Source organism: Ruegeria sp. AF8 (assembly GCF_056541825.1).
Window position 1 is genome coordinate 1 of the sequence record NZ_JBQFYW010000025.1, and the last position, 21,792, is coordinate 21,792.

The following is a 21,792-nucleotide window of genomic DNA, read 5'->3' on the forward strand; positions in this document are numbered from 1 at the left end:
ATAATCTCTTCCGGCTTCGGTCTCTTGTTTGCCATTCTTGGTCCTCCGTTTCCTAAACATAACGGTGGACCAGTTCAGTTGGGGAGGCTCAGCGGCCATGGGGGTGGCAACCGTTATTCTGCTCGCCGCCGTTGGTGAGTTGGTGACAGAGCGCGCCGGTATCTGGAACATGGGTGTCGAAGGCACGATGCTGACAGGTTGCCTGATGGCCTATCTCGCCATGGTCGCGACCGGTTCACCCGTTCTGGCCGGGCTGACGGCGATTGCTGGTGGGCTGGCTGCCGGCCTGTTGATAGGCTTTCTGACCGTGACATTACGTGTCGATCATTTTGTCACGGGGTTGGGTTTCAACCTATTGGCCAGTGGACTTACGCTATTCTGGTTCCGCAGTTTTGTTGGTGGAGGCAAACCGCCCAGCTACAGCACAATCGACAAAAGCCCCATACCGCTTCTGCACGATTTTCCGATATTGGGACCAATCCTGTTCGATCAGCACCTGTTAACCTATGTTGCCTTTCTCAGCGTACCGTTCATCGCGTTTTTCTTGCGACGCACGACCTACGGGCTGGAAACCCGCGCTGCGGGGGAAAACCCACAATTTCTGGAAGCCAAGGGTTTGTCCGTCGCCAAACGGCAATATAGCGCGCTTCTGTTCGGATCAGCCCTGACCGCCCTTGGCGGCGCGTTCCTGATGCTGGCCTTCGCCGATCAGTTCCGGCCCGACATTTCGGGTGGGCGCGGTTGGCTGGCCATCGTTGCGGTGATCGCCGGAAATTGGCGGCCCGTTCGCACAATGGTCGCGGTTTTGGTGTTCGCAATATTGGACAGTCTTGCGGTTCACGCTCAGGGCGTGGGCGTCAACGTCCCCTATCAGTTCTTCCTGATGCTGCCCTATGTCGCCTCGATCATGTTGCTGGTGATGATCCGCAGCCGCTCGGGCCAACCCGCCAAACTCGGCGTTCCCTATCTCAGACATTAAGACCGGAGTTCCCATGCCTGTTTCTTCCTGGACCGAAGTCGCACCCCGCCTGATCGATGTAGCCATGGGCCGCACACATGCGGACAGTGTCATCCGCGGTGGAAAATGGGTGAGCGTCTATTCAGGCGAAATCATTCCAGACACCGATATCGCAATCACGATGGGTCGGATCGCCTATGTTGGTCCTGATGCCGGCCACACGATAGGCGACCAGACCAAAGTGATAGAGGCCAGTGACCGCTACATGGTACCGGGCCTCTGCGACGCGCACATGCATGTGGAAAGCGGGATGGTCACCGTTACAGAATTCGCCCGCGCGGTTATTCCGCACGGCACCACATCGATGTTCATTGACCCCCACGAGATTGCCAATGTTCTCGGGCTGCCGGGCGTCCGGCTGATGCATGATGACGCCGCCAGCTTGCCAATCAATGTGCAGGTGCAGGTTCCTTCTTGCGTGCCCTCAGCGCCTGGCCTTGAAAACGCCGGTGCGGAGCTCAGCGTCGAGGATGTGACAGAAGCGCTGGCTTGGCCACAAACATGCGGTCTTGGCGAGATGATGAATTTCCCGGGGGTCGCCATGAACGATCCCAAGATGATCGGTGAGATAGGGGCGACGCAACAAGCGGGAAAAACCGTGGGCGGTCACTATGCCTCGCCAGATCTGGGGTTGATGTTCCACGGCTATGTGGCAGGTGGTCCCGCCGACGACCACGAAGGGACGCGCAAGGAAGATCCGATCGCGCGCATCAGACAGGGCATGCGCGCCATGCTGAGATTGGGCTCGGCCTGGTATGATGTGGCGGAACAGATCAAGGCGATAACTGAGGATGGTCTCGACCCGCGCAACTTCATCCTCTGCACCGATGACAGCCATTCCGGCACTCTCGTCCACGAAGGCCATATGAACAGAGTGGTGCGGCACGCAATCGCCCAGGGAGTCAAGCCTGTGACGGCGATTCAGATGGCCACGCTCAACACCGCGCAGCATTTCGGGATGGAACGGGATGTAGGCTCCATCGCGCCGGGCCGCCGGGCAGATATCATTCTGACCTCCGATTTACCCACACTTCCGATTGAATTGGTCATGGCCGAAGGAGAGATTCTTGCTGAAAACGGCACACTTATTGCCGACATCCCCGAAGCCAGTTATCCGGATTTCTCAAAGAACACGGTCAATCTTGGCAAGAAACTCTCCGCAGACGACTTTGACATCTACGGACCGAAAGGTGCCGCAGAAGTTCGAGCACGCGTCATTGGCGTGATCGAGAACCAGGCCCCCACACGTGCGCTTGAAGCCAATCTTTCCGTCGAGAACGGCATGGTACAAATGGATGGTGAAAATGACATTTGCCAGATTGCCCTTGTTGAACGCCATCGCGGAACAGGTGGCGTGGTCAACGGGTTTGTGTCCGGTTTTGGCTACAACAAACCCTGCGCAGTCGCATCGACTGTAGCGCATGACAGCCACCATATGATTGTCGTTGGCACTTCCAAAGAAGACATGGCCGCGGCCGCCAACCACCTGGGCAAAGTGGGTGGTGGTATCACCGTATTCTCTGAAGGCCAGGAATTGGCGACCGTCGAACTGGCCATCGCTGGACTGATGTCAGACGAAAGGGCCGAGATCGTCGCAGATAAAGCAGCCGCAATGGTTGCGGCAATGGAAAGCTGTGGCTGCAGGCTCAACAACGCCTATATGCAGCACTCATTGTTAGCGTTAGTTGTTATTCCCGAAATCCGCATCTCCGATCTTGGTATTGTCGATGTGACGAAGTTCGAGAAAGTTAGCTTGTTTGTCTAGTGACTAGCTGGTGCGGGTATCGCCAAGTTGTTTTAGGTCGGCTGCGATGGGCCAGTTTGACGACCGTCAGGCCGCGAGTTCCGCGGTGTAGTCGGCTCAGAGGCTAAGGGCATCTGCTCTGGCGAGGCGGTAGGAGGCGGCGGACATTTTGTGGCGACAGGGTCGAAAGATCAGGCTGATTTGGTCGTGAGCGGCAAGAAACCTTTGTGCCTGTCGTGGTGATTTGAAACGGCCCATGATCTTCTCGCGTTTGCGAGTTGGCCGGTGCGAAACTTCGTTGGCATTGTTCAATCCCTTATGCGCGCGATGATCAGCGTCTGGAGCAAGATGCCCGGTTGGCTTGGTGTAGCTTCTCAATTTGTCCGCGATTACAACCCTCGGCTCGCCAAACCGGGCATCAATCCTCGCAGAAAGCGCCTTGCGGCCTTCGCGCTCCGCCGTGACTGGACCAGAATATCGAGCACATTCCCATCCGCGTCGATAGCGCGCCAAAGCCAGTGTTTTTCGCCGCAGATCGTGAACACGACCTCTTCCAAGTGCCATTTATCGTTCAGCCGCGGCCGATCCCGTCGAATCCAATCCGCGAAATGTCGACCAAGGCGATTAACCCAAAGCCGAATTGCCGCACGGCTCAAATTCACGCCCCGTTCCGCGAGCAAATCTTCAACATCGGCCGTGCTGAGGGCAAAGCGGTGATAGGCCCAAACTGCGTAGGCGATGATTTCACGAGAAAAGCGAAAGCCTTTCAGGCGAAGCATGTTGGTCGGAACCTTCATCCCAGGCGGATAGCGCGGGAAAGATTGTCAGGCAACTTGGCGATACCGCAATCAGAGCTGCGGCCTGACTAGACAGCGAGATCGCGGTATTTTTCCAAAATCGCGGTTACTGCCGCCTTATTTTCCGGCGACATTTCGGGCTGCTGCAGCTCCGCCAACTTCTCCCTGAGGTCATCGTCGATGCGCTCAAACAAGTCCTGATCTGCTAGCCCTGCATTGCTGAGCGGAATGTTCGGACCGAAATAGCGGGAGTTCCACACTTGGGTCCGGCAATTGTCAACCGTGTGCTGGTGAGCGAGGAAATTACCTGTGGGACCAACTTCTCGAATGAGATCAACAGCCATCTGGTCGGTAGAAATTTCCAACCCTTGCCACATCTTTCGCAGCAGCCCTGCCAGATCGTCACATAACAAAAGCGCGTGCAGCGAATAGGTCAAACCCTGATCGAGCGACCCCATGTAGTCGATTGTGGCAGGACGATTGTAGAACATCTGCGTCATGTTCGAAGAAATCTCCCAGACTGCGTCCTGATTGAAGCGGCGGGCAACCGAACAGCCGCCGATGCCGGTTAGCGAGGGGAACCCCAGCGCGCGGCGCACCTGGCACATCGCCATATCAGCAACCGACGTCTGAGAGAAGCTACCGATGGCACCTGTAGCCGGTTCCATGAAGTTCACGTCCGAACACCCAACGCAGAAACTGCCTTCGGCAGCCAGTTGTCCAAGCACGATGGCGGCGAAATCCGTCATCAGAGCGTGGGTAATACAGCCAGCCAATGTGATAGGCGAAGAGGCGCCGCCAATCGGCAGGGTACCGACTCCAACCGGAATGCCTGCCCGGGCAGCGGTGATGATCTGATCCGAGTGGATCCGCGCAAGGTTGACTGGCAGCGGCGTAATCAGATGCAAGAAATAGGGTTTGTCTCTAAGTGCAACATGCGATCCTCGCAGAGCTGCGGCCATGTCGATCACCGCTTCCAGAGATGAGGGATGCTCGCACAGGTATTCCAACGGTTTAGTAGTGTTTTCCATCAAGCAAGCGAATTCATCGATTTCGCCGAACTGGTTTGATTCCTTGACATTCTTTACCGCGATGCAAACCCCATCAACATGCGGAAGTTTGTCTGCAACCTGTGTGATAAGTGCAAGGTCTTCGCGCGTCGAAGGCCGGGGCTCGCCGGTATCCTCATCATAAACTGCAATACAGGTCATGCCAGGCAGGAACCAAGTGTGATCGCAATCAATCGAGATGGAGTTTTCTCCGTTGCGGTCCCATAATGTTGTATTGCGGGCAGCGGTTTCCAGCGCCATGCGGGTCACGGGTTCCGGGATCGTCACGATCCCATCGTCCGACAGATTACAACCGGCATCACGCAACAGGTCGTCTGCTTCACCTCCTGGCTCAAACACCACGCCCGAAGTGGCAAGCAGCTCGATAGCTGTGTTTACGATCTCATCAACCTGCGTTTGTGTAAGCGGCGTGTAAGCTGGTGTGGTCAGTGAATGCAGACCTTTGTTATCGGGAGCCTCAGTGAACAACGGAGATCTTCTGCGGCTTCTTCTGCGGCGCATCGCTTCCATCCTAAAAGTTTGAGTAACCGCTCAAACTTGACGCGCGAAATTCGGTTTGTCCAGCCATCAAAGCGCAGTATGGCATTTTTTTATTTGAGCGCTCAAATAAAGAGTGCTAGTGATTCCCATGAGAGGAAAGGAGATCCTTATGAAGGACGAAGTGCTGATTCACTCTGATCCCAGAGCCGGACGTTCCGGGCTACCTGCCTGGAGCTATACCAATCCTGAGCTTCTGGAAGAAGAAAAGGAGCTTCTGTTCCGACGACACTGGCAGCTTGTTTGCCATGTGAACGATGTTCCCGAACCCGGCGATTTCATGGCCGCAGATTTCACTGGTGAACGTGCTCTGGTGGTCCGGGGGGCGGACGGCGAAGTCCGCGCCTTCCATAATCTTTGCCGCCACCGCGGAAGCCGCGTCGTGGCTGAAAACAAGGGCCATTGCAAGAACGCCATCATCTGCCCGTTCCATGGCTGGGCCTTCAACCTGGACGGAACGCTGCGCGGTGCAGCACGCCCCGAGACGCTGCCGGATCTGGATCCGGTGGAGTGGGGATTGAAGCCGGTCGAGATGGATATTTGGCACGGCTTTGTCTTTGTCCGCTTCAAGTCGGGGCCACAGCCCAAGGTATCCGAGGTGATGGCTCAGTTTGAAAAAGAGTTGGCTCCTTACGGCCTGGCAGAGCTTGTGCCGGACGGGTGCGGGATCAGCATCACGGAAATTGCAGCAAACTGGAAATGCGTTCGCGATGTCGACAACGAAGGCTACCATGTGCCACTGGCGCATCCTGGCCTACATGATCTATTTGGCAGCAACTATGCGGATCAACCGTTTATTAATGGCGCCGCGCGGTCCTTTGGCAGCTTCCGTCCCGGTGACGGGCGAATGTGGAGCGTGCGCAACTACAAGAAGTTGCTGCCGAAAGCCGAGGCTTTGGATGACGAACATAAGGCGGCTTGGCTCTATCTGGGGCTCTTCCCCAATCTGGTGTTTGGTATCTACCCGGACTCGGTGATCTTCTACCACGAGTTCCCGGAGGAAAATGGACGCACCATCCAGCGAGCCGCCTGTTACAAGCGACCGGCAGAGAACCGACAATTGCGTGCTGCACGCTACCTCAGCGGGCGGATCGACCGGATCACTTCGAAAGAGGATGAACAGTTGATCGAATGGTGCTGGGAAGCAGCCTTCTCCAGCGGTTATGATGGCGTGATCCTTTCGGATCTGGAGCACGGTGTGCGCAGCTACCACGATGAGCTGCGCAAGCTGTTCCCGGTGCTGGAAGATGATGAACCCGATCCGGGCCAATTAAAGGCCCGCAATGCAGAGCTGCTTGCACAGCTGGACAAAACATGAAGGCGTGCGCCGCCATTAACAGGGCGGCGCTTTTAGTACCGGCCGGGAGGAGCCAGGAATGTTAACCGGAGAGAGGCGTCAGGGCCTCGTATTGATCAGCCCGACTTTACTCTATTCGCTACTGTTGCTGGCCGCTCCGCTGGTGATGGTGGTGACGTTCAGTTTTTGGACCCAGAATTATCTCGAGCTTGATACGACCTTAACGCTGGACAATTACCGCGAAGCCTGGAGCAAACCGATCTACCGTACCTTGCTGCTCCGCTCACTGAAGATTTCGCTGATTGTTACGGTGGTAACCGTGGCTCTGGCGTTTCCGATCGCCTATTACCTTTCCTTCCACGTCAAGCAGCGCAAGGCGTTGTGGTTGTTTCTGATCACCGTGCCGTTCTGGACCAGCTATCTGCTTCGGGTGTTTCTGTGGAAAGTGATCCTCGGATACAACGGTGTTCTAAACACCGCGCTCACGGGGATGGGCATCATAGACCAGCCGCTGACTTTTCTGTTGTATAATGCCAATGCAGTGGTGCTGACCCTGGCCCATGCCTGGGCACCCTTCGCGATCTTGCCGATATTCGTGGCGCTGGAGAAGATCGACCGCTCGCTTCTGGAAGCCGCCGAAGACTTGGGCGACGGACCGGTGCGTCGGTTCTTTCGGATCACACTGCCGTTGGCCATGCCCGGGGTCGTAGCCTCCACCCTGATCGTACTCATCCCGACTATCGGCGATTTCATCACCCCGAAACTAGTGGGCGGCACCGACGGGTTGATGATCGCAAACATGATCCAGATTCAATTCGGCAAGGCAAACAACGCACCGCTGGGTGCGGCTTTAGCGATCTCCTCGATGCTGATAGTGGCTAGCATCAGCGCGTTGATTTTCCTTGCTGGCAAACGCTTTGGAGGAAAGGTGAAATGAACTCCGTACGGAAAGGGCTTTCCGCCAAATGGCTGGCGTTTTACGCCGTTGCCTACATGGTGTTTCTTTACGCACCGGTCATCCTGCTGCCGATGTTTGCATTTAACGACGCCACAATCATCTCCTTTCCGCTGACCGGCTTCACCACCCAATGGTTCGATGTGCTGTGGCAAACCGATGCCCTGCACGGGGCGGTACGGAATTCTCTGGTTGTCGGCGTCACGTCGGCGGTACTGAGCACCATCCTCGGCGCCTGCGCAGCGCGGGCGGCGGCTCGCTACCGGTTCCCGGGCAAACACGGCATCATGAGTTTCATCATGCTACCGCTGGTTTTGCCGGAGATCATCGTGGCAGTGGCCTTGCTGGTCCTTCTGATTCAGCTGGGCATGCCACTGTCGCTGGCAACTGTGGTGCTGGGCCATGTGCTGATCTGCACGCCCTTCTCCATCGCCATTTTGAATTCTGCCTTTCAGGGGCTGGATCAGAGCTTGGAGGAGGCTTCCTATGACCTGGGCGAAAGCCGCTGGGGCACCTTCCGCCGTGTGGTTCTGCCATTGGTCTCACCCGGCATTGTGTCTAGCCTTCTGATCACTTTCACCATTTCGCTGGACGAATTCATCATCGCCTTCTTCTTGACCGGCACGGAAGTCACCCTGCCGGTCTATATCTGGAGCCAGTTGCGTTTTCCTGCCAAGCTGCCGTCTGTGATGGCGCTCGGGACTATCTTGCTGACTCTGTCCGTCCTGCTCCTGATCCTTGCCGAGTCGTTCCGTCGCCGCTCAGCCAGGAAACAGGGTATCGAAGCTTCAGCTACCGGAGGATTTGCCTGAAATGGCTACCCCATACCCTAAGCCCATCATCGACCTTACCGGCGTCACCAAGAATTTTGGAACCTTTCAGGCCCTTGAGGGCATTGATGCAACCATCTACGAGGGCGAGTTCTTTTCACTGCTGGGCCCCTCGGGCTGCGGTAAGACCACCCTACTGCGCATGATCGCCGGGTTTGAGACGCCAACGGACGGCACCATCGTGATAGCAGGCCAGGACATGGCAGGCGTCCCCGCCAACCGCCGCCCCACCAATATGGTTTTTCAATCCTATGCGATCTTCCCACATCTCAGCGTGGCAGAAAACGTCGGTTACGGCTTGAAGACACGCAAGATGCCCAAAGCAGAAATCGCCCGCGAAGTGGAGCAGGCGCTCAAAATGGTGGACCTTGGCGGGCTGGGCGATCGCGCTGCCCACGAGTTGTCAGGCGGTCAGCGCCAGCGGGTTGCTCTGGCCCGGGCTTTGGTGATGAAACCGAAGGTTGTGTTGCTGGACGAGCCTTTGTCGGCACTCGACAAAAAGCTGCGCGATCAGATGCAGGTGGAACTGCGCCAACTCCAGCAAAAACTCGGTATTACCTTCATCCTGGTGACTCATGACCAGGAAGAAGCACTGACCATGTCAGACCGGATCGCCGTGATGTTCGAAGGCAGAATTGCACAACTTGCAAGCCCCGAGGAGTTGTACCGCCGCCCGGTGGACAAACGAGTTGCATCGTTTATCGGAGTGATGAATTTCCTCGACGCCAAGGCCTCGGGACGTATGAACGGCCATCTGGCGCTCGATATCCCGGCCCTCGGCAGTATCGAGTTACCATCGGCTCAAATTCCCGAAGGGCTGGATTTTCGGAACCTGGATTCGATTGGCATCCGTCCGGAGATGCTGACCATTCTCTTTGACGGCAGCGAACCAACCGAGCAGGTGGCCAGGGGGCAGGTGACCGGCACTGCCTATTATGGCGACATGACCTATTACAGCGTGCGTCTGCCTGGTCACACCGAGGATGTGACCATCTCTATGCGCAACACCGCAGGCCGTTCCATCGTCCCTCCCGGCAGCGAGGTCCCGGTGGGCTGGGGTGCGGACTCCATCGTGCTATTCCAGTAACCCGGGCTGCCTCAGCGGGTCGCCCGGAAAGGCGTCAAGTTTCAGAAAAAAAGAAAACACCCCGCCAATTTTGCGGGGCGTTTCGTCTTTCGAACAGACAGGTCGGTTTCAGAAACCAGCTTTAATCAATTCGAATTCAGCAATCATCTTCTCGCGCAGGTCCGAAGGCACCGGTGCCTGCCACAATGTCTTGGCCCGCAGGCTTTCGCTGCTTTCCAGCCCCATTGCGGCAAGGTCGTCTGCGTTCATGTCCGCCATGGCCTTTGCGTTACCGTGGCCGTAGCCCCAACTGGACACAAGGTAATTAGCGGTTTTCGGTTCCAACCAGGCGTTGATGAAGTCATAGAACTTGTCTTCAGAGCCGGGCGCATTGGCTAGTTTTGCATAACCGCAGACCCAGCTGGACGCGCCCTCATCCGTGTCGCGCTTGATTGCGATTGGGTGGCCCTCGTAGGTCATTGTCGAATAGGTTTCGTTCCAGGCCCAGGCCAGATAGACTTCGCCGCTTTGCATCAGTTGCGCCAGCGACGCGCCGTCGGACCAGTAGGTGCGCACATTCTGGTGCACTGTGCGCAAAAAATCGGATGCCGCCTGAAATTGTTCGTCGGTGGCATTGGTCCAATCAGTAACACCAGTGGCCAGGAAACCCAAAGCATAGGCATCATCCACATTGTCTCCAATCGAAATCCGTCCCTGATGCTTGGGGTCCGCAAAGGCTTGCAGGGTTGCCACATCTGCATCGCTCAAATGTTCTGTATGATAAGTGACCGCTGTGTTACCCCAATCTGCGGGTATGAAATAGCTCTTGCCGTCCTTGGTGTAGGCTTCGATGTCACGGAAACTCGGCTCCAACTCATCCCAGCGCTCGATCCGTGTTGTGTCGAGCGGTGCAAGCAGCCCGGCCTCGATCCACTTTGGTACTGACTGTGAACAAGGGTGCGCGACGTCAGCGTGAAAACCGGAACGCAGCTTCTGGAAAGCTTCCTCTTCATCACCGAAGAAAGCGAAGGTCGGTCCGTCCCCATGTTTCTCGATATAGGCCGAGAAGAACTCTGGGTCTTCGTAACCGGCCCAGTCAAAAACGGTCAGTTCCTCATCGGCAGCCAAACCCGTACCTGCCTGAAGTGACAGGGCCATGCCAAGCGCAGTGGCTGTTTTCAGTAATTTCATGAAAGTCTCCCTGTTGCCGCGGCCCTATATTCCCGCCTTTTGCCACCTCTGGCGCAGGTTTGGCCGTGATAAGAAAAAGGTTAAAAGGGAATCCGTCTTGACACAAGAATTATTTGAGCGCTCAATCAAATTATGAAATGAAACCTGCCTGTCGAAGGGTAATTACTGATGCGCGATCCTCGCCATGACATCCTGTTCCAGCCGCTGAAAATTGGTCCTGTGGAGACGAAGAACCGGTTTTACCAGGTACCACATTGCGCCGGCATGGGCTGGCGACGCCCACGTACCGTGGCGGCGATGCGGGGGATGAAGGCAGAAGGCGGCTGGGGGGTTGTAAACACCGAATTCTGCTCGATTCACCCGACCTCGGACAACGACTATTATCCCTATGCCGCGCTATGGGATGAGGATGATATTCGCGCCAACCACTTGATGACTGACGCCGTGCACAAACATGGCGCGTTGGCCGGGGTGGAGCTGTGGATCGGCGGCGGTATGGTGACCAATTTCGGCACTCGGCTTGCTCCCTTGGGTATGCGCAACCGACCTCAGACGGATTCCACTGTGCTGCATCCAGGACAGGCGCGCAAAATTGACCGGGAGGACATCCGCAATATTCGCAAGTGGCACCGCGATGCTGCCTTACGTGCGGTCGAAGCCGGTTTTGACATCGTTTATGTCTATGCCACCCACGGCTACCTGCTGTCGGAATTTCTCGACCCGGTAAACAACACACGCACAGATGAATACGGCGGCAGCTTGAAGAACCGGGTCCGGCTGGTGCGCGAACTCATCGAGGAAACCAAAGAGGCCGTTGGCCACAAATGCGCCGTGGCCACCCGTTTCAGCGTCGGGCTGGACGATGCCGAAAGCTATGACGCCTTTGCCATGCTGGCAGATCTGCCAGACTTGTGGGACCTTGTGGTGCCCGACTATGGGGTTGAGATGGGGGCGAGCCGTTTCATCAAGGAAGCGTCTTTTACGGATAGTATCGCACAGGCGAAATCGCTGACCTCGAAACCCGTTGTGGCGGTAGGGCGTTACACTTCACCTGACACCATGGCGCAGGTTATCCGCCAGGGTGGGCAGGATCTGATCGGCGCAGCGCGCCCATCGATCGCCGACCCGTTCCTGCCAAAGAAGATTGAGGACGGCCGCAGCGAGGACATCCGCGAATGCATCGGTTGCAACATCTGCTACGCGCATGACTCGCTTGGGGTGCCGCTGCGGTGTACCCAGAACCCTACCATGGGCGAGGAATGGAGACAGGGCTGGCATCCCGAGAGAGCTGGGCGCAGCGAAAGGCCTGAAAAAGTGCTGGTTGTCGGAGCCGGACCTGCGGGGTTGGAAGCGGCTCGAGTTCTGGGAGAGCGCGGCCATACGGTGATGTTGGCTGAAGCGCGCCGTGAGCTCGGCGGCCGCGTCACCCGTGAGGCCAGCCTGCCTGGGATGGTTGAATGGTCCCGCGTACGCGACTGGCGTGTTGGGCAGATCGAAAAATTGCCCAACGTGGAAATCTACCCGGAAAGCCCGTTGAAAGCATCCGATGTCCTGGACCTTGGTGCCGCCCATGTCATTGCCGCCACCGGGGCGGTCTGGGCGACGGACACCATCGGGCGACATTCCGATACCGGTTTGGAGAAGGAAGCGCCCGGCATGGTCGTCTCGGCGGAAGCAGTGCTGAATGGGGAACCGCTCAATGCGGACCATGTGATGATCTATGATGACGATCACTACTACCTCGGCTCAGTTCTAGCCTTGAAGCTACGCAAGGAAGGGTACAGGGTCACGCTGGTAACACCTGCTGGCCGCCCCTGCGATTGGGGTCAATGGACAACGGAGGTCTACCAATCAAATGCCGCCTTGATTGAGGCGGGCGTTGCGGTGGTGCCCAACCGGATGCTGGTGGCTGCCCTTATGGGAGAGGCAGTACTGTCCTGCATGTTCTCAGAGGACCGTAGTACCCATGCCTGCGACGTCATAATCCCGCTCACCCGCCGTCTACCGGTGCTGGATCTCTATGATGGTCTAAAGGGTATGGGGGATGGATTGCACGATTCCGGCATCAAATCGGTGATCCGCATCGGTGACGCAGAGGCCCCTCATATCATTGCCGCCGCCGTGCAAAGTGGGTATCGCGCGGCGATGGACCTAGGGCAGGAAGTTGATATTGCCAAGAAATATGGACGGCGCGAACACACCGTATAAGACTATACACGCTACTGGATTTCCGCTGTGAAAGCTGCGCAAAGGCTTCTTTCTGCTGATCCGAGGGCCGAGAGGCACCGGGCCTGCTGACTATGTTGGTTGTCTTTAGACCGCGAGTTCCCGTTGGAACCAGCAATCTAAAAAAGGCGGGTGCCGGAACCACCGTTGCACCCGCCAGTTCGGGAAGAGTGACTGGAGTTTGTGGCACCCTCTCTTGCCTTACTCTTTCAACTGAGTCTCCACCTGCTGGATGGCACGCTCCAGGATGTCGAACATTTCGTCGATCTGTTCCAAAGTGATGATCAGCGGTGGCGAGAACACAGCCATGTTGATTAACGGGCGCACGATCAGACCCATTTCCTCGCAAGCTGCATCAATCATCGCGCCAAGCTTGCGCTCGGCTTCAAGATCCTCTGCCCGGCATTCGATGCAGCCCAGAAGTCCTTCGCCGCGGGCATCGCCGACGATATCAAACTTCATCAGTTCGCGCAGGCGTGCTTGGAAATGCGGGGTTACTGTGCGGACATGCTCCAGGATGCCTTCACGCTCGATGATCTCGATGTTTTTCAATGCTGCGACACAGCAGACCGGATGACCCGAATAGGTGTACCCGTTGGTGTATGACGAAGCTATGCCCAAATGGCTCATCTGCTCAATCACCCGGTCGGATATGATACAAGCGCCCAGTGGCAGATAGCCAGAGGTTAGCCCTTTGGCGCAGGTGATCATGTCGGGCTGGATGCCGTATACCGCCTCGGAGGCAAACCAATGACCCAGCCGGCCAAAACCGGTCACCACCTCGTCGGAAATATACAGGATGTCATTGGCGCGGCAGAGCTCCCAGGTCCGTTTGTGGTAACCGGGCGCAGGCACAATGACGCCTCCCGAAGAGAGGATCGGTTCGGCGATGAAAGCGCCGATGTTGTCCGCGCCTATCTTTTCAATGGCACCTTCTAAGTCCGCGACCTTGGCATCGCACCACTCCTCGACGCTCATGCCCGCAGGACGGCGATAGGGGTTCACGTCGGATAGAAAATGCACCAGCCGCGTCTCAAAATCGAAATGGCTTTTGTCACGCTCTTTGCCGGTCACCGAATGGGCCAGATAGGTCGAGCCGTGATAGCCCTTTTCGCGGGCGATGATCATTTTCTTTTGCGGTTTGCCGCGGCGGTTGTTCATGTACTGCATGGTACGCAGCGCCGTATCTACCGCCGTCGAGCCACCAGTGGTGAAAAAGACGTTATTCAGATCGCCCGGTGCCATATCGGCAATCTTCTTGGCCAGCACTGCCGATGGTTCAGTGGTGTTGGTGAAGGGGGATGTATAGGGTAGTTTCATTACCTGCGCGGCAATGGCATCGGCCATCTCCTGACGGCCATAGCCAATCTGGGTGCACCACATGCCGCCCGGACCGTCGATGTACTGCTTTCCGGACGCATCCCACAGATGGATACCGTCGGCGGCCTCCATCAGCATGTTGTCGTAGCCGCGCCAGTCATCCATTGCCATCCAGGGGTGCAGCTGATGCGTGCGATCCCACTCGTGCAGGGTGTCTGGACTCGGTACGTTTGAAAACGTATTCGGTTTCATCTTGATCATAGAGAGTACCTGATCCGATTTAAAACGGACGTGGCGGAGTCGCTCGCGCCCGGCTGTTGATGAAGAAGGGCTTGTCCTCGATGGTGACCGGCACCAGCCTTTTGTCCCATTGACCTTCCTCGTTGACGTAAATTTCGGCCCAGAGGTCATCAGTGACGCCTTCGCCGAAAGGCGCTTTGAACTCGGCCAGCGCGATGTTTCGCTTGGTCGTGGGGGACCATACGCCAGAGGTCACGTGCCCCACCTCTTTCTTTTTCTTGTGATAGATCAGAGCGCCATCCGCAGGTTTGAATCCGCCAATATCGATCTTGCGCAGGTGATACCGCAGGCCGGTTTGGCGCTGTTTCAGCAACGCGCGGCGCCCGTTGAAATGGCCCTTGGTGAAGTCCACCATTTTGTCGAAGCCCAGTTCCAACGGGCTGCGGCCGCGACCCAGACGCATAGCTGTATGAACGGGCCGGAATTCAAAGCCCGCGGCGATGAACCCGGCTTCGATCCGGCAAATGTTGAGCGCTTCGAAACCAATCGCCCGCAAACCCCAATCGCCTCCTGCTGACCAAAGCCTGTCCCACAGTTCCAGCGCTTTACTGCTTGGCACCCAGAGCTCGTAGCCGAGATCGCCGGTGAACCCGGTGCGCGAGACCCAGAGATCCGGTTCGATTTCGCGCCAGTCGAAGGGCTTCATGTCTCCTACGGCTCCGAGGCCAGCGTCCTGCAGCAGAGAGAACGAGGTCGGCCCCTGTAGAGACAGCGCCGCGATGTCTTGGCTCTCGTCGGTAATTTTAGCGTCGAAGCCCCAGGCTGTGTCGAGAAGCCACGTGTACATCGGCTCCTGACAGCAAAGTCTGAAATCAGTTTCCGAGTATCGGAACAGGGTGCCATCGTCGATCACCATGCCCTCTTCGTCGCACCATAAAACATAGCCGACCCGTCCGTCGCGCAGCTTGGCGGCGTCGCGGGTCATCAGCCGGTTCACGACCTCCAACGCATCCGGCCCGGTAATGCGATATTTGTGCATCGGTGAAATATCAAACAGGGTTGTCTGGTTGCGGATGGCAAAATACTCGAACTCCACCGTGTCCAGCGTGGCGGGCGAGACATAGCCCGCCCAATTGGTCCAGCTCTTGGCTGTACTGAGCGCTTCCAGCCGTGACTGGAATGGAGTTTCGATCAGGCCGATGGGAACATGTTTGGTCATCAGAAAACCCCGTCCTTCAATAGCTGCATAGCGCTGTTGCGACCGGCCAGCCCGGTCACGTCACCGCCCGGATGGGCGCCCGCGCCACAAAGGTAGTAGCCTTCGGGACCAAACCGGTAATGCGCCATACCGTTAGCGGGCCGTACCGTGAGAATCTGGTCAATGCCCATCTCAGCATGATGCCAATGCCCGCCCGGCGCGCCTGTTCGCGCCTCGATACAGGCAGGGCTGAGCGCTTGCGTCTCTGTGACTAAATTTCCGATACCGGGGGCGTATTTCTCCAGCGTAGCGATTGTGACCGCCGCTAGCCTCTCACGCGCGGCATCATTCCAGCCGCCCTCCAGCCCGTAGGGTACAGAACTGACCACGGCGGAGATCACATGTCGCCCGTCTTTGGTCAGCGTCGGGTCTGCCAGGCTGGGAATGATTGCCTCAATCACAGGGTTTTCCGGCATCTCCCCGTATTTGGCTGGGTTAAAGGCGCGCTCCACATAGGTTGCGCTCGGAGCGATCAGCAACCGGCTCGCAGTTAGGTCGGGATTGAGACCTGTGAACTCCGGTGTGCCGCTGAGCACCAGATTGACCTTGGCGGCAGCACCCTTGCAACGCTGGTTACGCATTCGCCGAACGGCTTCCACGTCGTAATGCTTGGCACCTGCCAGCATCATCGCGGGCATTGGGCCGGTGTTGCTCAAAACCGCCCGAGCAGAAACTTGAGTGCCGTCCTCCAGCACCACACCCGCGGCACGGTCGTTTTCAACCAACACCCGTGATACACCTGTGCCGGTGCGAATTTCAGCCCCGGCTGCGCGGGCCGCAGTCTCAAACGCAGCAGAAACAGCGCCCATGCCGCCCACTGGCAGCTGCGCGCCGCCACCCTGCCCCAATCGGTACATCAAAGTAAAAACGGTCCCGGGCGAGCGTGGACCAGCATAGGCGCCGCGCACCGCATCCGCTGCCAGCGCCCCGGCGAGCGGGCTGTCTTCAAGATCGTCCAAAATCAAGTCATAAGCGTTGGACAGGAGCACGCGGAGAAACTCGCGCATGTCCTTCTTGCCCATCCGCTTCAGATCCAGCCCCAGCTTGGCCAACCCGCCAAGTTCGGTGAGCGCGTCCAGGCTGGTTAAGCCGCCTTCAAACGACGGAGGGGATTTCGTAGATAGCTGGCCCAGCAAACCCGCAAACAGGGTCAAACGACGCATCAATTCGGCAAAAGGTGCAGCTTCGGGATGAGGTTGGCCGTCTACCAGTTCAGCCTTACCATCTCGGATGATCGCATGGTTACCGTCTTCTGATAGCGACACTGAAGCCAGCTCGCGCAACTCCAAGGGAGCACGTGCTGTCCCAAGGCCCAACTCTTTAGTCACCTTAGGGTGAAGGTTGTACAGCAGATGCGCGATCTCCGGCACCTGAATCCCGCCTGCAAGCGTGGTGTTGCGCGCCATACCGCCTGCGGTCTCGTTCTTTTCAATAACGCAGACTGATTTGCCCCTGCGGGCCAACGTCGCAGCCGCGGTCAGCCCGTTATGGCCCGCGCCGATGACAATCGCATCATAGGTTAGTGTCGTCATCATTTACTCCTCAGGCTGCGTAGCCGGTCATGGCATTGCTTTTGCCGATGTTGCGCAGGATTTCTTTGGCGGCGTTGGCACCCGGAGCTGCCATCACACCGCCACCTGGGTGGGCTGAGGATCCGACGATATACATGCCGCCAATCGGCGTATCATATTGTGCGTAACCGGGAACCGGACGGTTAAAGAGCAGCTGATCAAAGGTGAGCTCGCCCTGAAAGATGTTGCCCTCAGTAAGGCCGACTTCTTGCTCGATGTCCCAGGGCGTGCGGATTTCAGCATGTACAGTCTTGCTGCGAATGTCGGGGCAGGCCTGTTCCAGTTTGTCGAAGACACAATCCGCAAAGGCGCCGCGGGTCTGGCCATTCCAGTTGGTTCCGGCGCGCACGCCGCCCACTTCCAGATCATAGGGTGCGTATTGTACGAAGACAGTCATCATGTGTTTGCCCGACGGGGCCATAGTCGGGTCGATCTGGCTCGGGATCAGCATGTCGAAATAAGGGTTTTGCGACCAACGCCCCTCTTTCCAGTCGTCATAGGCGCGTTCCAGTTCAATCAGGCTTTCGGCGCAATGCAGATCCCCGCGCAAGAAAGGCGCACCTTTGGGCGCGGCAGGAAACTCGGGCAAGGCATCCAGTGCGATGTTTAGCTTGCCCGAGGAGCCGCGAATCTTGAACCTTTTGACCGCCTTCAGGAAATCGGAAGGCAGGTGCTGCTGGTCGGTATGTTCCAGGAAAGTGCGCTTCACATCCAAGTTGGAGGCTACTATGCACGCGCGATATTCATCGCCGTTATCCAACGCGACCCCTGTGACCCGGCCACTGGAGACCAGAAAGCGGTCGACACCAGAGCCGGTTACGATAGTGCCGCCTGCTTCCTCAAAACAGGCTCCAAGCGCATTGGAGATGGCACCCATTCCGCCGCGGGCAAAACCCCAAGCTCCGATCGCGCCGTCCACGTCGCCCATATAGTGGTGTAGCAGAACATACGCTGTGCCGGGTGAATAGACGCCCAGGCCTGTACCGATGATCCCTGCCCCGGCTATGTGTGCCTTTATCAGGTCATTCTCGAAATGTTCATCCAGAAAGTCGCCGATCGACATCGACCAGAAGCGCAGGGTCTCGCTCAGCTCCCTTTTACCCAGCCCATGCGCCTGTTTGATCAGAAACAGCAGCTCGCCGAGGTCGCGCGGCTTTATTGAGGTGGGATCCGGTGCGTTGCGCAGCAGGAAAGGCCGGATGAAGCGGCATTGCCGGATCACTGTCTGGCTGAACCGGTCATAGGCATCCGCGTCATGCGCGCTGTGGCGGCTGATTTCCCGGCGTAGCGCGTCATGGTCGGACATATAGGCAAAGTAATCGCCGTCCCGGCTGAAGCTGGCACCACCCTCGTAAGGAATCACCTGAAGCCCATATTTTGGCAGTTCCAGGTCGCGTACAATTTCGCGGCGGAGCAGCGAACAGACATATGAGCAGTTGGAATAGGTCCAACCCTCATGCAGCGACCGGCTCACAGCTGCACCGCCGATCCAATCATTCTTTTCCACGACCAGAACCTTCAGCCCTGCCTTGGCCAGATAGCAGGCTGCGGTCAAGCCATTGTGCCCTGCCCCTGCAACGATGGCGTCGTATATGTCGTGCTGCCCCATGAATCTCTCCTGGCTCGGCCGTTGTCGGACGGAGCGTAGTAGAGAAGATATTTTTCGTAAAGTTTTTTTGAGCGCTTAAATAAAATTAAGTGGGCTGACAGGAGCAGCGAATTGTGGAACAAGGGAAAAAAGTTGAAGTTTGGATTTCTCATGGTGGCATCGCAGGGCAGCGGCAGGAAGCCGCGCAAGGAACGCAAGGAAAACGCCGACATGCGACGGCGTCAGATTCTCGATGCTACCCTTAAGTCGATTGTGACTAACGGGCTTGCAAAGACAACGCTGGCGACAGTAGCCAACGAGGCCGGGCTGTCCCAAGGCGTGGCAGTCTTCTATTTCAAGTCCAAGACCGGGATCCTTACCGAAGCACTGCGGGATCAGTACCAAACCTACGAGGCCCACTGGGTGGCGGCGTTGGGCAAAGCACCCGAAGACCCCGCGACCCGGTTGCGCACAATCATCGAGGCGGATTTTAGCCCCAAAATCTGCAACTCCAGTGCGCTCGCTATCTGGTTTGCCTTCTTCGGGGAGCAGAATTTTGTACCACAATATGCCGAAATCAACCGCGAATTTGAGGACAAAAGATCCAAGATGCTAAGCGAGATCTGCCATCAGCTGGTGCCGGAAGACCCTGACAAGGCCAGTGTAGCTGGCGGCTGGATTGATACGCTGACTGACGGTTACTGGCAGAAACTGCATCTGTTCCCACACATATACTCACGTGAAGGGGCGCTGACACAAACACTAAATTTCCTTCAAACGCTATTCCCCAGCCATGCGGAAGCATTCCAGGCAAAAGTTGGGAAGTAGGCCAATCAGCAGCCCTGCAAACTTCTTAGATGGGTGTGTTGAAATGGACATCTCCTGATCTCTCCTCTGCTAGGTCTTGGAGATGGAAGCCATCAGGAGCATAGCAAAAATGGCGGATTTGGACCTTGTCGGCATAGATCTGGCAAAGAATGTGTTCCAACTTCATGGTTGCAGCTCCGCAGGAGACGTTGTTTTTCGCAAACAACTCAGACGCAACAAACTTCTATCGTTCGTCGCTGAACTGCCGGCGTGTACCATTGCGATGGAGGCTTGTTCCGGGAGCCATTACCCGCCAGGTCGCCCCGCGACATTGCGAAGACAAAGCAATACGACGTTTCGATGAAACTCCGAAAGTAGGTCGAGATGCTCTTCGCCCTCCTCAAACGCATTCTAGGGCTGGGACGGCTCCGACTACGCGGCCCATGCGCCGCATTCACACGCCCACTTTCTGCACCAGGAAAACGTTGTTTTTCAACGGAATCGGCGAGAAGCAGCCCCTGCCCGCGAGCGCGAAAGCCCAACCTGCCAAGGGCAAAAGTGGACATTCAGCGAACGACCTCGTCCCAATTCGCCAGTCTTCATCTGCATGACAAAAAGTGCCACTACAAAATTCGGCGCGTTCTCTGACTCCTTTTCAGTCGTTTCTATGTTAGGAGCCCGTTCAGATGGGGCATCGATCCGATCGGTTTGACAGATAAGCGTCGACACATTCCGCAGATAGACGACTTTCGCATTTGGAAATAGCCACAGTGTGGTAAACGCATTGCGAAAGTGCGGTATTCAATTGTACATGTATTGCATGACAATATGGTTACCCGATCCCTCCACCCTGAGTTCCCCGCTGCATTCCAGCCTTGCCCTTGCCATTGCAAAGGCAATTTCGGACGGAAAATTACCGAAGGGGGCCCAACTGCCGACACACCGCAAAATGGCTGAAGAGCTGGGGCTTAGCGTCCATACAGTAAGCAAAGCTTATGAAAGTTTGCGCAGGCAACGGCTGATCGATGGTCAAGTTGGGCGTGGCAGTTATGTCCTGGACCCGGACACCCCGAATGACCAGCCGTTTCAGCTCAGTTCCGAGCGGGGCCACGGTTTCGACCTTTCGATCTCGAGGCCCTCCTTCTCCCAGCATCATGCCGAGTTGTTTCAACAGGCACTGGCGGAATTGCCGCAGGGGTTGGATCCCAGCTATTATCTGGGTTGCCGTCCGAATGTTGGGCATGACGCTCATAGGGAGGCAGGGGTGAAGTGGCTGCATAACTGTGGGCTGGATGCGCCACCCGAGCAGATCATCATGACCAATGGTGTCAGTCACGGCATGTCAGCAGCCCTGTCCGCCCTTACCCGACCAGGCGACACGGTCGTATCCAGCCGGATCACGCATCATCTTCTGGTTTCGGGCTGCTCTTATTTGGGGCTGAATCTTGCCGGAATTGACGCTGACGAAGACGGCATCCTGCCGGACGCCCTGGACAGGTATTGTTCGGAAAACAGCGCCAAGGTACTGTTCTTGCTTCCATCACTGGCCAATTCAACAGTGGAGATGATGCCGGAGGAACGCCGTCTGGATTTGATCCAAATTGCCCGCAAACATGACCTGCACATCATCGAAAACGATGCCTTCGGGCCCGTCGCGGAAGACCGGCCTGTACCAGTTGCGGCCTTGGCGCCGGAGCGCACGATTTATCTGACCACCTTCACAAAGTGCACCGTTTCCGGATTGCGAGCGGGCTATATGGCAGCTCCTGAACATCTGTTGCCCGCCCTTACAGGGAGAATTGTCGTTTTCGGCTGGATGGCGACACCGCTGATGTGTGAAATCGCCACCCGTTGGGTGCAGGACGGCACGGCACTGGAACTGGCGCGGTGGCAGCGGCGCGCTCTGGCGGAACGTTATGAAATTGCCACAAAAGCGCTGCGGGGGCAGCAATTTCGCGGCCACCCATCTGCACTGCACCTCTGGCTGCCCCTGAATTCAGGGTGGACTACAGGTAGCTTTGTTTCCTACGCCCGTCAGTTGAAGGTCGCAGTGGCACCGGACGGTCCCTTCCTGGCCCCCAAGACTCCGCCTCAAAACGCGGTACGCATCTCGCTGGGCAGTGTTCAGGACCTGACACGGTTTAAGCAAGCCATGGAGCTGATCGGCGGAATGTTGAGCCGCCCGCCAGATGGAGTAGCGCCGCTCGCCTACTAACATTGTCATGCGACAATAAAATAATTGACATGCAGTACAATTCCTAACAAGTCTGTCGCAGC

15 protein-coding genes and 2 pseudogenes are annotated in these 21,792 nt (G+C 57.0%); 10 read left to right on the plus strand and 7 right to left on the minus strand.

What is annotated here, in order from left to right; genetic code table 11:
- The first annotated feature begins 97 nt into the window (after positions 1 to 97).
- Together ACR0AO_RS22525 and ade are read left to right on the plus strand one after the other, a co-directional pair.
- Complete coding sequence (locus tag ACR0AO_RS22525; RefSeq protein WP_480608719.1) at positions 98 to 979, plus strand: ABC transporter permease; 882 nt, start codon at positions 98 to 100, stop codon at positions 977 to 979.
- Positions 980 to 992: 13 nt separating this feature from the next.
- Positions 993 to 2,783, plus strand: a complete 1,791-nt coding sequence (ade, locus tag ACR0AO_RS22530; RefSeq protein ID WP_480608721.1) for an adenine deaminase — start codon at positions 993 to 995, stop codon at positions 2,781 to 2,783.
- 96 nt (positions 2,784 to 2,879) lie between these two features.
- Here the strand turns inward: ade and ACR0AO_RS22535 are convergent.
- Both ACR0AO_RS22535 and ACR0AO_RS22540 read right to left on the minus strand, forming a co-directional pair.
- A pseudogene (locus tag ACR0AO_RS22535) lies at positions 2,880 to 3,559 on the minus strand (IS6 family transposase).
- A 68-nt stretch (positions 3,560 to 3,627) separates the two neighbouring features.
- Complete coding sequence (locus ACR0AO_RS22540) at positions 3,628 to 5,139, minus strand: trimethylamine methyltransferase family protein (RefSeq protein WP_480608723.1); 1,512 nt, start codon at positions 5,137 to 5,139, stop codon at positions 3,628 to 3,630.
- A 139-nt stretch (positions 5,140 to 5,278) separates the two neighbouring features.
- Here ACR0AO_RS22540 and ACR0AO_RS22545 point away from each other — a divergent pair, with 139 nt between their 5' ends.
- Genes ACR0AO_RS22545 through ACR0AO_RS22560 form a run of 4 tightly spaced genes read left to right on the plus strand, consistent with a single transcriptional unit; the run spans position 5,279 to position 9,335 of the window.
- Positions 5,279 to 6,484, plus strand: a complete 1,206-nt coding sequence (locus ACR0AO_RS22545) for an aromatic ring-hydroxylating oxygenase subunit alpha (protein WP_480608725.1) — start codon at positions 5,279 to 5,281, stop codon at positions 6,482 to 6,484.
- 58 nt (positions 6,485 to 6,542) lie between these two features.
- Positions 6,543 to 7,400 (plus strand): ABC transporter permease, encoded by an 858-nt coding sequence (locus tag ACR0AO_RS22550; RefSeq protein ID WP_480608727.1) that lies wholly within the window; start codon positions 6,543 to 6,545, stop codon positions 7,398 to 7,400.
- Complete coding sequence (locus tag ACR0AO_RS22555) at positions 7,397 to 8,230, plus strand: ABC transporter permease (protein ID WP_480608729.1); 834 nt, start codon at positions 7,397 to 7,399, stop codon at positions 8,228 to 8,230. Before ACR0AO_RS22550 ends, ACR0AO_RS22555 begins: the two co-directional genes overlap by 4 nt.
- A 1-nt stretch (position 8,231) precedes the next feature.
- A complete protein-coding gene (locus ACR0AO_RS22560; protein ID WP_480608731.1) occupies positions 8,232 to 9,335 on the plus strand; it encodes an ABC transporter ATP-binding protein in 1,104 nt (367 codons plus the stop codon).
- 108 nt (positions 9,336 to 9,443) lie between these two features.
- Here ACR0AO_RS22560 and ACR0AO_RS22565 read toward each other — a convergent pair whose 3' ends face one another.
- Positions 9,444 to 10,505 carry an extracellular solute-binding protein gene (locus tag ACR0AO_RS22565; protein ID WP_480608733.1) on the minus strand — a complete coding sequence of 354 codons (1,062 nt, stop codon included), beginning with the start codon at positions 10,503 to 10,505 and terminating at the stop codon, positions 9,444 to 9,446.
- A 168-nt stretch (positions 10,506 to 10,673) separates the two neighbouring features.
- On the opposite strand from ACR0AO_RS22565, the gene ACR0AO_RS22570 reads away from it, so the two are divergent.
- Entirely contained in the window at positions 10,674 to 12,713 is a 2,040-nt protein-coding gene (locus tag ACR0AO_RS22570; protein WP_480608735.1) for an oxidoreductase, read from the plus strand.
- 219 nt (positions 12,714 to 12,932) lie between these two features.
- Here the strand turns inward: ACR0AO_RS22570 and ACR0AO_RS22575 are convergent, their stop codons facing one another.
- From ACR0AO_RS22575 to ACR0AO_RS22590, 4 genes are read right to left on the minus strand one after another with little or no spacing between them, the layout of a single operon-like run.
- Complete coding sequence (locus tag ACR0AO_RS22575) at positions 12,933 to 14,303, minus strand: aminotransferase (protein ID WP_480608786.1); 1,371 nt, start codon at positions 14,301 to 14,303, stop codon at positions 12,933 to 12,935.
- A gap of 28 nt (positions 14,304 to 14,331) precedes the next feature.
- Entirely contained in the window at positions 14,332 to 15,510 is a 1,179-nt protein-coding gene (locus ACR0AO_RS22580; protein WP_480608737.1) for an aminomethyl transferase family protein, read from the minus strand.
- Positions 15,510 to 17,081 (minus strand): phytoene desaturase family protein, encoded by a 1,572-nt coding sequence (locus tag ACR0AO_RS22585; RefSeq protein WP_480608739.1) that lies wholly within the window; start codon positions 17,079 to 17,081, stop codon positions 15,510 to 15,512. The genes ACR0AO_RS22580 and ACR0AO_RS22585 overlap by 1 nt, the downstream gene beginning before the upstream one ends.
- Positions 17,082 to 17,091: 10 nt before the next feature.
- Complete coding sequence (locus ACR0AO_RS22590) at positions 17,092 to 18,729, minus strand: phytoene desaturase family protein (RefSeq protein ID WP_480608741.1); 1,638 nt, start codon at positions 18,727 to 18,729, stop codon at positions 17,092 to 17,094.
- Between the two features lie 111 nt (positions 18,730 to 18,840).
- Between ACR0AO_RS22590 and ACR0AO_RS22595 the strand changes: the two genes are divergently transcribed.
- From ACR0AO_RS22595 to ehuR, 3 genes and pseudogenes are all read left to right on the plus strand, one after another.
- Positions 18,841 to 19,536 carry a TetR family transcriptional regulator C-terminal domain-containing protein gene (locus ACR0AO_RS22595; RefSeq protein WP_480608743.1) on the plus strand — a complete coding sequence of 232 codons (696 nt, stop codon included), beginning with the start codon at positions 18,841 to 18,843 and terminating at the stop codon, positions 19,534 to 19,536.
- 109 nt (positions 19,537 to 19,645) lie between these two features.
- A pseudogene (locus tag ACR0AO_RS22600) lies at positions 19,646 to 19,825 on the plus strand (IS110 family transposase); the annotation flags it as partial.
- 510 nt (positions 19,826 to 20,335) lie between these two features.
- Entirely contained in the window at positions 20,336 to 21,730 is a 1,395-nt protein-coding gene (gene ehuR / locus ACR0AO_RS22605; RefSeq protein WP_480608745.1) for a MocR-like ectoine utilization transcription factor EhuR, read from the plus strand.
- The last annotated feature ends 62 nt before the right edge of the window (positions 21,731 to 21,792 follow it).

What these genes read in the sequence shown, in the direction of transcription:
- ehuR (WP_480608745.1), top strand. Translation starts at nt 20,336, where the DNA reads ATGACAATATGGTTACCCGATCCCTCCACCCTGAGTTCCCCGCTGCAT.
- ACR0AO_RS22575 (WP_480608786.1), bottom strand. Translation starts at nt 14,303, where the DNA reads ATGAAACCGAATACGTTTTCAAACGTACCGAGTCCAGACACCCTGCAC.
- ACR0AO_RS22565 (WP_480608733.1), bottom strand. Translation starts at nt 10,505, where the DNA reads ATGAAATTACTGAAAACAGCCACTGCGCTTGGCATGGCCCTGTCACTT.
- ACR0AO_RS22560 (WP_480608731.1), top strand. Translation starts at nt 8,232, where the DNA reads ATGGCTACCCCATACCCTAAGCCCATCATCGACCTTACCGGCGTCACC.
- ACR0AO_RS22585 (WP_480608739.1), bottom strand. Translation starts at nt 17,081, where the DNA reads ATGACGACACTAACCTATGATGCGATTGTCATCGGCGCGGGCCATAAC.
- ACR0AO_RS22580 (WP_480608737.1), bottom strand. Translation starts at nt 15,510, where the DNA reads ATGACCAAACATGTTCCCATCGGCCTGATCGAAACTCCATTCCAGTCA.
- ACR0AO_RS22540 (WP_480608723.1), bottom strand. Translation starts at nt 5,139, where the DNA reads ATGGAAGCGATGCGCCGCAGAAGAAGCCGCAGAAGATCTCCGTTGTTC.
- ACR0AO_RS22550 (WP_480608727.1), top strand. Translation starts at nt 6,543, where the DNA reads ATGTTAACCGGAGAGAGGCGTCAGGGCCTCGTATTGATCAGCCCGACT.
- ACR0AO_RS22590 (WP_480608741.1), bottom strand. Translation starts at nt 18,729, where the DNA reads ATGGGGCAGCACGACATATACGACGCCATCGTTGCAGGGGCAGGGCAC.
- ACR0AO_RS22525 (WP_480608719.1), top strand. Translation starts at nt 98, where the DNA reads ATGGGGGTGGCAACCGTTATTCTGCTCGCCGCCGTTGGTGAGTTGGTG.
- ade (WP_480608721.1), top strand. Translation starts at nt 993, where the DNA reads ATGCCTGTTTCTTCCTGGACCGAAGTCGCACCCCGCCTGATCGATGTA.
- ACR0AO_RS22570 (WP_480608735.1), top strand. Translation starts at nt 10,674, where the DNA reads ATGCGCGATCCTCGCCATGACATCCTGTTCCAGCCGCTGAAAATTGGT.
- ACR0AO_RS22555 (WP_480608729.1), top strand. Translation starts at nt 7,397, where the DNA reads ATGAACTCCGTACGGAAAGGGCTTTCCGCCAAATGGCTGGCGTTTTAC.
- ACR0AO_RS22545 (WP_480608725.1), top strand. Translation starts at nt 5,279, where the DNA reads ATGAAGGACGAAGTGCTGATTCACTCTGATCCCAGAGCCGGACGTTCC.